This window comes from Richelia sinica FACHB-800, from assembly GCF_014698825.1.
Taxonomy (GTDB): Bacteria; Cyanobacteriota; Cyanobacteriia; order Cyanobacteriales; family Nostocaceae; genus FACHB-800.
Genome location: NZ_JACJTT010000007.1, coordinates 88,222 through 101,641 on the forward strand (window position 1 = coordinate 88,222; position 13,420 = coordinate 101,641).

The 13,420-nt window shown below is 42.7% G+C and carries 11 protein-coding genes; 6 read left to right on the top strand and 5 right to left on the bottom strand.

Features of this window, described 5'->3' with window-relative positions; genetic code table 11:
- Window position 1: 1 nt before the first annotated feature.
- The gene (locus H6G73_RS08080) at window positions 2-1,480 is read right to left on the bottom strand and encodes a site-2 protease family protein (protein ID WP_190603086.1); all 1,479 of its coding nucleotides are present in this window, start codon (window positions 1,478-1,480) and stop codon (window positions 2-4) included.
- A 156-nt stretch (window positions 1,481-1,636) separates the two neighbouring features.
- On the opposite strand from H6G73_RS08080, the gene H6G73_RS08085 reads away from it, so the two are divergent.
- Window positions 1,637-2,371: an MBL fold metallo-hydrolase gene (locus H6G73_RS08085; protein WP_190603087.1), complete on the top strand. Its 735-nt coding sequence runs from the start codon at window positions 1,637-1,639 to the stop codon at window positions 2,369-2,371.
- Window positions 2,372-2,428: 57 nt separating this feature from the next.
- Here the strand turns inward: H6G73_RS08085 and ctpA are convergent, their stop codons facing one another.
- Window positions 2,429-3,673 carry a carboxyl-terminal processing protease CtpA gene (gene ctpA, locus H6G73_RS08090; protein WP_190603091.1) on the bottom strand — a complete coding sequence of 415 codons (1,245 nt, stop codon included), beginning with the start codon at window positions 3,671-3,673 and terminating at the stop codon, window positions 2,429-2,431.
- A gap of 350 nt (window positions 3,674-4,023) precedes the next feature.
- Here ctpA and petB point away from each other — a divergent pair, with 350 nt between their 5' ends.
- From petB to H6G73_RS08105, 3 genes are all read left to right on the top strand, one after another.
- Entirely contained in the window at window positions 4,024-4,671 is a 648-nt protein-coding gene (petB, locus tag H6G73_RS08095) for a cytochrome b6 (protein WP_010997571.1), read from the top strand.
- A 190-nt stretch (window positions 4,672-4,861) separates the two neighbouring features.
- Complete coding sequence (petD, locus tag H6G73_RS08100; protein WP_190603092.1) at window positions 4,862-5,344, top strand: cytochrome b6-f complex subunit IV; 483 nt, start codon at window positions 4,862-4,864, stop codon at window positions 5,342-5,344.
- 296 nt (window positions 5,345-5,640) lie between these two features.
- Window positions 5,641-6,084: an ATP-binding protein gene (locus tag H6G73_RS08105; protein ID WP_190603094.1), complete on the top strand. Its 444-nt coding sequence runs from the start codon at window positions 5,641-5,643 to the stop codon at window positions 6,082-6,084.
- A 300-nt stretch (window positions 6,085-6,384) separates the two neighbouring features.
- On the opposite strand, the gene H6G73_RS08110 is transcribed toward H6G73_RS08105, so the two are convergent.
- Window positions 6,385-8,835, bottom strand: a complete 2,451-nt coding sequence (locus H6G73_RS08110) for an ATP-dependent Clp protease ATP-binding subunit (protein WP_190603096.1) — start codon at window positions 8,833-8,835, stop codon at window positions 6,385-6,387.
- Window positions 8,836-9,153: 318 nt separating this feature from the next.
- Between H6G73_RS08110 and H6G73_RS08115 the strand changes: the two genes are divergently transcribed.
- Window positions 9,154-9,450, top strand: coding sequence for a DUF3288 family protein (locus H6G73_RS08115; RefSeq protein WP_190603098.1), 297 nt, complete (start codon window positions 9,154-9,156; stop codon window positions 9,448-9,450).
- Window positions 9,451-9,521: 71 nt separating this feature from the next.
- Here H6G73_RS08115 and H6G73_RS08120 read toward each other — a convergent pair whose 3' ends face one another.
- Entirely contained in the window at window positions 9,522-10,961 is a 1,440-nt protein-coding gene (locus H6G73_RS08120) for an MlaD family protein (RefSeq protein WP_190603101.1), read from the bottom strand.
- Window positions 10,962-11,011: 50 nt separating this feature from the next.
- Window positions 11,012-11,794: an ABC transporter ATP-binding protein gene (locus H6G73_RS08125; protein WP_190603102.1), complete on the bottom strand. Its 783-nt coding sequence runs from the start codon at window positions 11,792-11,794 to the stop codon at window positions 11,012-11,014.
- 107 nt (window positions 11,795-11,901) lie between these two features.
- On the opposite strand from H6G73_RS08125, the gene H6G73_RS08130 reads away from it, so the two are divergent.
- Window positions 11,902-13,401 (top strand): phytoene desaturase family protein, encoded by a 1,500-nt coding sequence (locus H6G73_RS08130; RefSeq protein WP_190603103.1) that lies wholly within the window; start codon window positions 11,902-11,904, stop codon window positions 13,399-13,401.
- Window positions 13,402-13,420 lie beyond the last annotated feature (19 nt).

Consider the following 13,420-nt stretch of genomic DNA (forward strand, 5'->3'; position numbering starts at 1 on the left):
ATTAGATTTGTAACCAACCAGCGATCGCTTGGGGCAGGGGTAAGACAATAATCAATAACAAAGCCATAGATAGCAGCCCTAAAATATCCCGTCCATTATCCAACTCTGTCACATCATTTAAGGCTGGTTCGTCCATTAAGGGAATAAATAATAAAATAATTGCCCACAACAAAAATTCTTCTTGGATAAAAGAAAGTAGTAATAACAACAACCGGGCTACTTGACCAATCACAATCGCAGTTCGTTGTCCAAACATGGCATGGACAATATGACCTCCGTCCAGTTGTCCCACGGGCATTAAATTCAAAGCTGTGACAATTAACCCCAGGAAACCAGCTACGGCTACAGGATGTAAATCAATGGCAGATTTTGCCGTTAGCTCACTACCCAAAGCTAATTTAGAGAGAACAGCTAATAAAATCGAATATTTAGGGTTGAGAGCATTGGGATTTAACAGTCCTGTTTTGTCACTCATGGGTACTACTTCAGAATGAGTCAAGCCCCAAAACAGTAAAGGTAAAGTAGCGATAAACCCAGCTATTGGCCCCGCAATACTCACATCAAATAAGGCTTTACGATGCGGAATAGGACTACGCATTTGTATAAATGCCCCAAAAGTTCCTAAGAAAAAAGGGACAGGAATAAAGTAAGGCAGTGTAGAACGAATTTTATAGAATTTAGCGGTAATGTAGTGACCAAGTTCATGTACTCCCAGGATTGTCATTAACCCTAAAGCATAGGGTAAACCCCTGAGAATTAAAGAAAAGTCAGATTCCAGTTCTCTGAGTTCTCCTCCCGCAATTTTCACCCCGACTAGGGTGGTACTCACTAAAGTTGCTAGCAGTAATACCAGGGCTAATCCCGGTTGAGTAATCTTTTCTGATTCACGTTTCGTGTTTTGTCTGGCTGCTTGGGGATTGGGCACGAGAACAAAAAAGGGCTTATCATTCATCCCTTCTTGAAAAATTACCAGAAAGCGATCGCCAAATTGTGATTCAATATTGGTTTTAATTTGCTGGTAAGCACTAGTAGCTGTCGTCCGTAACTGACCACGGCAAATCACCGCTTGCGGGCGATATTCTATGTTTTGGACGTAGTAAATTGACCAAGGAAAACAGTTTCTCAACTGTGTTTCTTCGGTATTATCTAAAGCACGCACTGGTGTTGGTTCTGCGGTAGGATGGTTAGCCGATTCTGGTGCTGAAGGGGAACTTTGAGTTTGTACCTGTCCTGGCAATTGCCGTCCCCACTGAAACAGCAGCCAATATAGCAGCAGACAAATCACCGACGGCCAAATTAACAAGGCTGGTGGTGGTGGTAGGGTGGGTCCATAAACTAAAGTCCAACCAGTTAACAGAAACGCTGGTGTCATTAATACCAGCCATAGCAACCAGACGGGTGTCCGGGTAATTTGAGCAACACTATGCCGCACTATGAGATAAGTAGCTAATCCCAATAACAGGAGCAACCAAAATGCCATTGTATCTTCACTAAATTTTGACAGTAAATCTCACCTGTAGTTTTGTGATTATTGATAACTACAACCAAGACCATCATCCCCCAGTTGTCCACCGCAGTTAACAACAGTGGCTCTAACTACACTCTAACCTGATTGTCCACAAATCCTCAGCTATTCATGCCTTCCTTACCCGAACAGCCAAGTCAGACATCCAAGCCGCCAAGAGTTGTACTTCCTGAAACAGCAGCGACAGACGCAAACCTGTCAGAGAAGGTGGTACACAACAGGATTTTTGCCTTTCCCCCCAATCGGGATACATTAGGGGGAACTTCTTATTTCATTGTAAGAAATGAAGGCAATATCCTCATCGATTCCCCAAGCTTAGATCAGAGTCATGAGAATTTTTTGCATTCTCAAGGTGGGGTGAAATGGTTATATATCACTCATCGTGGTGCAATTGGCAAGGCCACGGAATTTCAGCAAATCTTGGGCTGTGAAATTTTGATTCAAGAGCAAGAAGCTTATTTATTACCAGGTACCACCGTCACTACCTTTGGGGGAGAATTTACCATTGATAGTCAAGTCCAGGTGCTGTGGACACCAGGTCATTCTCCTGGTTCATCATGCTTATACTACAAGGAATTTGGCGGTGTACTGTTTTCTGGTAGACATCTGCTACCTAATCAACAAGGGCTACCAGTTTCACTCCGCACAGCCAAAACTTTTCATTGGCCAAGACAAATTAAAAGTATTCAGTGCTTGCGCGATCGCTTTACCCCAGAGACTTTACATTATATCTGTCCTGGTGCTAACACAGGTTATCTCCGAGGTAAACGGGTCATTGATAAAGCTTATCACCTGCTCTCTCAACTAGATTTAGAATCTTTAAAACTTGTACAACCCATGATTTGACAGGGAGACAAAAAGCAGAGAAATAATTTAATTATTTTCTTCTGCCTTGTGCCCTGATTAACCTTTTCCAGCCACTACCAAATTCTGAGATAGCAATTCTAAAGCCGCTTGATATTGACCATCTGAAGCAGTACCAATTTCTTCACGGCTAATTGGGGTTTGGGGAATAACTTGATCTGGCTTAATTCCTAATTTATTAATATCTCGATGGTTGGGAGTTTCGTATTTGGCAATAGTCACAGCCAACCCAGAACCATCAGACAATTCAAATAAAGATTGAATCAACCCCTTACCAAAGGTAGTTTCGCCCACTAACTGAGCACGGCTATTATCTTGTAAAGCACCCGCTAAAATTTCACTGGCGCTAGCAGTACCTTGATTTACCAGCACCACTAAAGGATCTTCGGTCAGTGCCGGGCCGAAGGCTTCTACCACCCCTTGAATGCCTTGACGATTGACGGTGTAAACTACTGTCCCCGAATCCAACCATAAACGGGCCACTTCTATTCCTGCCTGTAATAGCCCACCAGGATTATTTCTTAAATCAAGAATGTAGGCAGCCGCGCCTTTTTTCTCTAAACTAGAAATAGCGTGTGCCAACTCCGCAGCGGCGTTGGCGTTAAATTGGCTGAGACGTAGGTAGCCAATGGGTATTCCTTGGGGGGAAGACCGCAGTTCAGCTACTACAGGATTCAAAGCAATGCGATCGCGTGTCAATGTAATTTCTTTCTCACCCTCACCCTCTCGCTCAATTAAGAGAGTCACAAGGCTGCCGATAGGCCCCCGCATCCGTGCCGCAGCTTCATCAAGGGTCAAAGCCTCTGTAGATAAACCTTCAATTTTGAGAATGCGGTCACGGGGTTTTAAGCCTGCCTTTTCCGCTGGAGAACCAGCTATGGGCGTAATCACTTCTAATTTTCCAGTTTGGGGATTCAGGACTATTTGTAAACCCACACCAGTCAATTCTCCAGAGGTATTGACTTGCAAACTCCGGTACTGTTCAGGATCGAGAAACCTAGTAAAGGGGTCATCCAAAGTCTTGAGCATCTTCTGAATCGCCCCATAAGCTGCTTTTTCGTCCTTGAGCGGCTTTTCTAAAGCTTTTTGCCGCACTGCCGCCCAATTTTGATGGTTAAAAGTTTCATCTAAATAGGAACGATTGACAATCCGCCAAACCTCAGCCACTAACTTTTGTTCCTGTGTTAACGCAGCTGCTGGCATGACAAATGCGTTAAAGAATAAGCTCAAAACTACGACAAATGCTAATCCCAACCGCCAAGCCTGTTTTTTCATGAAATCCATTTCCAATTTCACTTCTACCCAAATTCCCTATAACTTTGCAGATGCACTGTTGTTGATGAAATCTATCTCTCGACTATGTTACTTTTTTTATAGAAGAGGTGCATTGCTCTCATCAAGTTGTTAACTCAACTGCTGCCAGCATATCCCTCTAAAGACACGATAAAATCATCTTTGGAACCAACATTTACAGCGTTGGCTTGCAAAGAGAAGGCAATATATACCATATTTACAGAGTGTTAAGTTTATGAAAACCTTAACAACTCTGGCAGAAAAAGCACCTTTGTGAAAATCCCAAACTTACTATTGGGAGATTTATCAACCGCACCCGATTTTTAGGAACTTGAGATTGTATGGCCAACGTTTATGACTGGTTTGAAGAACGCTTGGAGATTCAAGCGATCGCTGAAGATGTAACCAGCAAGTACGTACCTCCCCACGTTAACATCTTCTACTGCTTGGGTGGTATTACCCTAGTGTGCTTTCTCATCCAGTTTGCTACTGGATTTGCGATGACATTCTACTACAAGCCAACTGTTGCTGAAGCTTATTCTTCAGTCCAGTACATCATGAACGAAGTTAACTTCGGTTGGCTAATTCGCTCCATTCACCGCTGGTCTGCCAGCATGATGGTGCTGATGATGATTTTGCACGTTTTCCGGGTCTATCTAACTGGCGGTTTCAAAAAGCCCCGTGAGTTAACCTGGGTAAGTGGTGTTATCCTCGCTGTGATCACAGTATCCTTTGGTGTAACAGGTTACTCTCTCCCTTGGGACCAAGTAGGCTACTGGGCTGTGAAAATTGTTAGTGGTGTTCCCGAAGCTATTCCTGTAGTTGGGGTTCTTATTTCTGACCTCCTCCGCGGTGGTTCTAGTGTTGGCCAAGCTACCCTTACTCGTTACTACAGTGCTCACACCTTTGTTTTACCTTGGTTAATTGCAGTCTTCATGTTGTTCCACTTCTTGATGATCCGCAAGCAAGGTATTTCCGGCCCCTTGTAATCTCAAGCCATTAGCTGGCAAATAGGCAATGAATAGTTTTCAGATGAGAGTCCTTTGTTTTAAACTGAGAAAATCCAGTGAAAGTCACAAACAAAAACTATTATCTGAAATCCTAAGCTACTGCACCCAGTGCAATTTGCCTGAATAGCTAATAGCTTCCCTTAACTTCAGCAGGAGAACACATTTAGAGATGTCCACTCAGAAAAAACCGGATCTGAGCGATCCTATTCTTAGAGCCAAACTTGCCAAAGGCATGGGTCACAACTACTATGGTGAACCTGCATGGCCTAATGATTTGCTCTACGTATTCCCCATAGTAATTATGGGTTCCTTCGCTTGTATTGTGGCTCTAGCTGTTCTAGACCCAGCACTAACCGGCGAACCAGCTAACCCCTTTGCTACTCCTTTGGAAATTTTGCCAGAGTGGTATTTATACCCTGTATTCCAAATCCTACGTTCACTACCTAACAAGCTGTTAGGGGTATTGGCAATGGCTTCCGTACCCTTGGGATTGATTCTTGTTCCCTTCATTGAAAGTGTGAATAAGTTCCAAAATCCTTTCCGTCGTCCAGTCGCGACAACAGTATTTTTGTTTGGTACTTTGGTTACCCTGTGGCTAGGTATTGGTGCGGCATTACCCCTAGACAAGTCCTTGACCTTAGGATTGTTCTAATCTAGGTTCATCAGTCACCACAAAGTGTTTTGATACCTGTGAGTTTCAAGAGCATATACCAAAGATGTGATTGCTGATGACTAGCTGTAAGCATAATTCTCACGGCTTAACCAGTTCCTCATGCTTATGGCATATGCTTTTGGAACTCATCAACAGGTTTAAAGCATAATTTCCCAAGTCTAACCTGAGATTTTAAATTTTGGATTGACAATCAATGCCAGTCCAAAATCTCAAATCTAAATCAAGTTCAAAAATACAAGCATTTTTTACTTACATACATATCCAAGTCACGGTCAATGCTTAGCGCAGTGCAGCAAGGCCATCTGACGGTGAAGAGCGATCTAAGGCTCCTAAACCAAGTACAACAATGGTTTGAAAAATTTTGCCTGGAATATTTAGCGCAGTTAGGCTGGTCAGAAAGCCAACTTTATCGCCTCAACTTAGCATTGGCAGAGGGTTTTACTAACGCCGTTCGTCATGCCCATCGGTCATTACCGCCAGAAACAACTATAGACATAGAAGTAACTCTATGGTTTGACCGGATAGAGATGAGAATTTGGGATTATGGCAGCCCGTTTAATCCTGATGAGATATCAGAGCCACAACCAGGCACTCTCCAAATTGGTGGTTATGGATGGTTTCTCCTACGGAGATTAGGAGACCGTGTTGTCTATGAGCGTAATGCTGATAGTCGAAATTGCTTACTCATAGTCAAATATTTTTTAGGTGAATCAAATTAAGACTCGCACTATAAGGTTTTCTTATTGAAAAGTTTTGTAATTGATTGGAGCATTAATACTGCTGCTAATTTTTATCTAAGAAAGCATATAAACATATTTATTTAAAAATAAATGCCCTTGGATTGAAACCAGGGCAAGGCTGAGTCTTCACTTATTTCGCATCTTTGAGTTTATGTGAAAAAAGGGGAGAACTAGGGGAGATAAGCCAGATAAAAATGCAAAAAAGGTGGGCTTTTTTATTTTTTCTCCCACCTTGTGATCTTAATTATTGAAAAGTTGAAAATGGATAGTCACAGGACATTAACCAACATTTGCTAACAGCAATTCACGTTGTTCTGCTCTCCTGACAGTCACCTGACCATCATGATTAACATCAACTATGGCGGTGTCTCCTTGAACAATTTGACTAGCAAGTAGGGCTTCTGCTAGGGAATCTTCTAATAGTCGCATGATGGCACGACGTAAGGGTCTAGCACCATAGCTGGGATCATAGCCTTCTCTGGCTACCAGTTCTTTGAATTTGTCTGTGACTTCTAAGGTAATGCCCTTTTCCTTTAAGCGACCAGCGACATCCCGCAGCATAATGTCAGCAATTTGCTTGACTTCCTCTTTGCCCAATTGAGTGAAGACGATAATTTCATCAACACGGTTGAGGAATTCGGGACGGAAGTAGGCCTTTAGTTCTTCATTAACTAAGTTGCGGATGCGGTTATAACTAGCTTCTGGTTGGTTGTCGAATTCAAAACCTAAGCTACTGCCACCTTTTTCAATTACCTTGGAACCAATGTTAGAAGTCAAGATGATTAAGGTGTTCTTGAAGTCCACTTTCCGACCTTTGGCATCGGTGAGATGTCCATCGTCTAGGATTTGTAGCAGTGTATTAAATACATCAGGATGGGCTTTTTCAATTTCGTCGAACAGCAATACTGTATATGGTCTGCGACGCACTGCTTCAGTAAGTTGTCCTCCTTCATCGTAGCCTACATAACCAGGAGGTGAGCCGATCAGTTTAGATACGGTGTGACGTTCCATGAATTCGGACATATCCAATCGAATCATGGATTCCTCTGAACCGAAGAAATAAGCGGCTAAGGCTTTAGCTAGTTCGGTTTTACCTACTCCTGTGGGCCCAGAGAAGATAAAGCTGGCAATGGGTCGGTTGGGGTTCTTTAAGCCAACGCGAGCGCGACGAATGGCACGAGAAACAGCGGTAACGGCTTGTTCTTGACCAATGAGGCGTTGATGGAGGGTATCTTCTAGGTGCAGTAGTAGTTCGGATTCAGATTCTGTCAGTTTGTTAACTGGTACTCCTGTCCAAGAGGCCACAATTTGGGCAATGTCTTCTTCATCGACAACGGGGGTGGTGAATGCTTCACCGGTTTCTAGTTCAGCGTGGATTTTGTTTTGCAGTTCTACTTCTTGCTCATAAAGTTTACTTGCTTTACCAAAATCTTGAATTCTGATGGCTTCAGCTTTGTCTTTGCTCACGGCTGTGAGTTCGCGCTTGAGTTCTTTGTTAGTCGAGATGCGAGAGAAACGCAAACGCACACGAGAGCCAGCTTCATCGATTAAGTCTATGGCTTTATCTGGTAAAAAGCGATCGCTGATATATCTATCAGATAACTGTGCTGCTGCCGCTAAAGCTTGATCCGAAATAATTACTTTGTGATGCTGCTCGTAGGCACCACGCAAACCATAGAGAATTTCAATAGTTTCCTCAACTGAGGGTTCACCAACTAAAATTGGTTGGAAACGCCGCTCTAGTGCTGCATCTCGTTCAATATGCTGACGGTATTCATCTAAGGTGGTTGCACCAATACATTGCAGTTCACCCCTAGCTAAAGCTGGCTTGAGGATATTAGCAGCATCTAAGCCGCCTTCTGTACCACCAGCACCAACTAAAGTATGAATTTCGTCAATCACCAAGATAATATTGCCGACTGAGCGAATTTCTTCCATGATTTTCTTCAGTCGTTCTTCAAAGTCTCCCCGGAAGCGAGTTCCTGCCACCAAGAGACCCATATCTAGACTAATAACTTGCTTATTGAGCAAAATCTCAGGCACATCTTGATTAATAATACGTTGGGCTAAACCTTCAGCGATCGCTGTTTTCCCAACTCCCGGTTCCCCAATCAATACTGGGTTATTCTTAGTCCGACGACCGAGCACTTGCACAGTCCGCTCAATTTCCTTTTCTCGCCCTACCACAGGGTCTAATTTCCCTTCTTTGGCTAGTTTCGTCAAGTTTCTGCCAAATTCCTCTATACCTAGTGTTTGGTGAGGACGCTGGGAACTACTACCAGCAAAAACCGTGACATCTTCACCTAAACGACTAATCACAGCGGAGCGAATAGCGTTCAACTCAATCCCTAGATTTTGCAACACTTTGGCGGCCACACCTTCTCCCGCCTCAGTCAAACCCAACAATAAGTGTTCCGTATTGATGTAGTTATGTCCAAGACTATGGGCTTCTCTAAAGGATTGCTCAAACAGGCTTTTCACCTTCGGTGTAAAAGGAATTTCCGGTGGGACAAAACCAGAACCCCGTCCAATAATTTTTTCTACTTCCCGACGCGCATCTTTGAGGGTAACACCTAACTCAGCCAGCACTTTAGCAGCAACACCAGTTCCTTCTCCTATCAACCCCAGGAGAATTTGTTCTGTTCCTACAAAATTGTGTCCCAGGCGGCGAGCTTCCTCCTGAGCTAGCATAATTACCCTAATGGCTTCGGAAGTGAAATGTTCAAACATAGCGGGTTCTTGCTCCCTTGCTGCTTGGACTTTGGGTGATTTAAAATTTCACCCTCATCTAAAGTTTCTTGTAGTTTCTTAAAGAAAATGTATCTTTATTTAATAGTTAATGGCAGTAGTGAGAGCCGTAAGTTAAAAGGTGTGGTTGCCCTCATCAACCATCGTGTGGAAGTCAAAACCCCCCATTCAAACCTCAAAAAGCTGATGTATTGAGATTTTCCCCTATTTTGAAAATTTCCCGACTTCCAGTATTAATAACTAAATAGACTCTCAACCCTTAACTATTAATTAGTCTCAAATCCTGTAGATGTGTGAGTTATGACAGAATCTTCTGGCAGTAAAGATCAACAACATCCCCTTTACAACCGCGATCGCCCCCTAATAGATATCTTACTAGCACAAGAGCCAACAGACTACAATTTGGCAGAATTCGCAAGAATGCGAATTCGCTATCAAGGCTTTCCTGGTGCTAGAGACATTCAAAAAGACTTAGATAGAGTCTTACAGAAGTGGGGCTTAACAGAAGCTGAATTATTTGAAAAAACCCGCCAAATCCATGATATCGGCGGTATTTATAAAAGTCGAGGAAAAAAAGAAGAACAAGACTGGAATTGATGAGGAGTTCAGACACGCTACGCGAACAGAAGTTACAGAAGGAAATTAACTCTTCCCTCCTCTGTTCCCTGTCACCTGTTCCCTGTCACCTGTTCCCTGTTCCCTGTTCCCTGCTTCCCATACTCCCGGAGTTGTTGTAATAGCTTTTCTTGGGAGGAAGTGGGGGAAGTTGTCCCTTCCCGTGGTTGAGGCTGGTTGTTTGAATTTTCTATCACTTCTGATGTGGGCTGTGGTACTAAAGCCTGTTGCTTGGGAAGAGGTGGGGTAATTACGACATCGGGAGAAACGACAGAGGCTTTGAGTGAATCTAAAGTGATAGCAACCTTGGTTTGTTGCTCCATATCTTGAGTAGAAGAAACTAATTTACTCAAACCATTGACTAGTTGCAGCAGATTTTTGCGGAAACTAGGGTCACCTGTTAATTCATCTAAGTCAGAAGTAATTTTTTGAGTATTTTCAAATGTCACCCTAGCTGCATCTAGAGTTTGTTGTAGTAAGACGACATTTTTAGGGTCGTTTAAATTTTTAGAAGCATCTCGCAAATTAGCGGAAGCTTCAGCAGCGTTGGCAGATAGGGTTTCTAAATTTTTCAATACTTCTCCAGTTGTTAAACGATTAACTGCTGGTGAAAGACTACTAACAGTAAGACGTAGCTGGTTACTAGTTTGAGTAATATTATTTAAAGCCCCGACGAGAGAAGTTCGATTTTCTGTCAATAAACTGTCTAAATTGTTGAGCAATCGATTCGCTTGTCTGGCTGTGACACTAAATTCACTAGCGGTTGCACCTAATTGATTAACTGTTTTGTTAGTTGATGCACTAAGTTGATTAGTTGTCCGCTGGACTGTTACCGCAGTGTTAGAAAATATGCCTAATTGTCCTTTAAAACTTTTACTCAAACTTTGTAAATCTCGACTTAATGCCGCAACATTAGTGGCTGCATCTGTGGAAGTTACTAAGAGTTTATTAATATTTTGATAAAATTGTTGATTATTGTAACGATTGGCTAAATCAGTTGATTGACGAATGAGTTCGTCTACGCTAATACCAATTTGACCTTTGAGTCGTGAACCATTACAAATAATTAAACTAGGATTACAATCTTTGTCTAAAGGTTTGGCAAGAGTTCCCTGTGGGATGTTGCTCTGGGGTCTAATATCAATAATACTTTCACTAATTAGGCCACTTTGATTGGCTTCGATAATAGAATCACGGGGAATTAACAAATCTGGTGAGGAAATTTCGATTTTGACATCCACAGCATTTGGTTTGGTTTGAATACCAGTAATGCTGCCCACTTCTACACCACGATAGCGGACTGGTGAACCTTTTTCCATGCCCTCAGCATTAGCAAATTCAACTATAGCTGTGTAAGAACTGCGTCCTGGGGTAACTCTATTCAACCAAAAAATAATTACTCCAAATGCTCCTAAACCTAATAGAAGCAACAAACCTACCGAACCTTCTCTAAATGTTCGTACAGAAGTGAATTTGCCAATTAAACCTTGCATGTGTTGTTCTACCCAAAAATTAGTTCTGAGTTGTGTGATTCTAAGTTAAGTTAACCAGCTACTTGTATTGGGCCATTTACACTCCCACTCATAAATTGTCTGATCAAAGGATGCTCTGTGTGATCTATTTCGCTTACTGTACCTTGCCATTGCACTCTACCTTGATAAAGAAATACTAATCTATCAGCAGTACGTCGAATGGTACTATCTTGGTGAGTGACGATGACATAGGTACTACAAATACCTTGGGTATTTTGTAAGCTACGGATTAAATCTTCGATGACTGTGGAAGCTATGGGGTCTAGTCCAGCGGTGGGTTCATCGTAGAGAAGAACTTCTGTCCCAGCTTGGGTATTTTCAGGGTTGGACATAATAGCACGGGCAAAACTAACTCGTTTTCGCATCCCACCAGATAATTCTGAGGGATAGAGATGACCAATACCTGGTAAACCAACCATTTCTAATTTTTGCTCGACTAGTTCACGAATATGCGATCGCTCTAGGCGAGAATGTTGATATAACAAAAACCCTACATTTTCATCCACTGTTAACGAGTCAAATAAAGCTGCTTGCTGAAATACCATGCCAATACCCACAGGGTCGGTATTATCTTCTACTAAACCCTCTCTGAGTTTGCCATCAATATAAATTTCCCCAGTATCAGGCTTTAATAACCCAGCTATTACCCGTAAAATAGTTGACTTGCCAGTTCCAGAAGGGCCAATAATGCCTACGGCTTCCCCTCGGTAAATAGTTAAATCAACATTGTCCAAAACTTGATGATCACCAAAAGTTTTAGAAATGCCTTTTAGCTCAATTAATGGTTCAGTCATTGGTAATAGTTCATTGATGATAATGAATTAAGCATCAGTGTAACAGTGTTCAAAATTCGCGCGTACTTATTGATGCTGGCAAAATCGAAAACTGACAAATGGGAAACATGGCAAATTTTGATGTCATCGTCATTGGTAGTGGGATTGGTGGGTTATGCGCTGCGGCCTTACTGGCCCGTTATGGTCGCAAGGTAATTGTCTGTGAAAGTCACACCATTGCCGGTGGTGCTGCTCATACCTTTAAACGCAGGGGTTTTGAATTTGATTCCGGCCCTTCCTTTTATTGTGGTTTAAGTCATACCGAGAGTTTAAATCCCCTCAAGCAAGTTTTAGATGCGATCGCTCAATCTCTCCAAGTTATACCCTATGATCCTCTAGGACACTACCATTTTCCCGAAGGCTCTTTCCCTGTGTATAGCGATGGGAAACGTTACCTTCAAGAGTTACAAAAAATCACACCCCAAGGTGCTAAAGAATTCCAACTGTTTGAACAACGCTTGCTAGGACTCTACACAGCGATGAAAGATATTCCTACCCTAGCATTGCGCTCAGATTGGCAAATCATCCCCCTATTAATCCAACGGTATCTACCATCCTTAGGCAAAATGTTAGTTCATTTGCCCCTACTGCAAAGTTCCGTAGGTCAGGTCATGGATACAACCATTCAAGACCCTTGGGTGAGAAGATTGATTGACCTGGAATGCTTTCTCCTCTCTGGTTTAAAGGCAGAAGGAACCATCACCCCAGAAGTAGCTTTTATGCTGGGTGAGCGCTCTCGTGCGGGTGTAGAATATCCCGTAGGCGGTAGTAAAGCCATTGTTAATGCCTTAGTCAAAGGTTTGCAACATTGGGGTGGTGAGTTGCGCTTGGGCTGTCATGTAGAGCAAATTCTCGTGGCAGGGGGAAAAGCTCAAGGAGTAAAATTACGCAGTGGCGAAATTCTCACAGCAGAAGTAGTAATTTCCAATGCCACAATTTGGGATACTTACAACCATCTACTACACCCGGAAGACTTACCAGCAAGTTATCGTCAAGCAGCCATCAATACACCAGCAGTAGATAGCTTTATGCACCTACATTTAGGAATCAGAGGCGATGGCTTAGAAAATTTAACAGGACATCACGTAGTCGTTCATGACTCTCATCAAGATATTACAGCACCTGGAAATACTTGCATGATTTCTATTCCCAGTGTTTGGGATGGTACTTTAGCACCACCAGGACATCATGTGATTCATGCCTATACCTTAGAACCCTATGGTGGATGGGAAAGAAATGATAGTTATGCCAGCAAAAAACGGGAAAAAGCCCAAACTTTATATCGTGCCCTAGAGCGAATTATCCCTGATATTCGGGAGCGTGTGGTGTTGGAATTAATTGGTACACCTCTAACCCACGCGCATTATTTACGTCGTCATCAAGGAACCTACGGCCCAGCCATTGCCGCTGGAAAAGGTATGTTTCCCAGCACACACACACCCATCAAGGGTTTATATCGTGTAGGTGACAGCACTCTACCGGGAATTGGTGTCCCGGCTATAGCTGAATCAGGTATTTTATGTGCCAATACCTTGGTGAGTGTACAGGAAATGATGATTGGGAATTGAAATTTACTATACTTCTTCA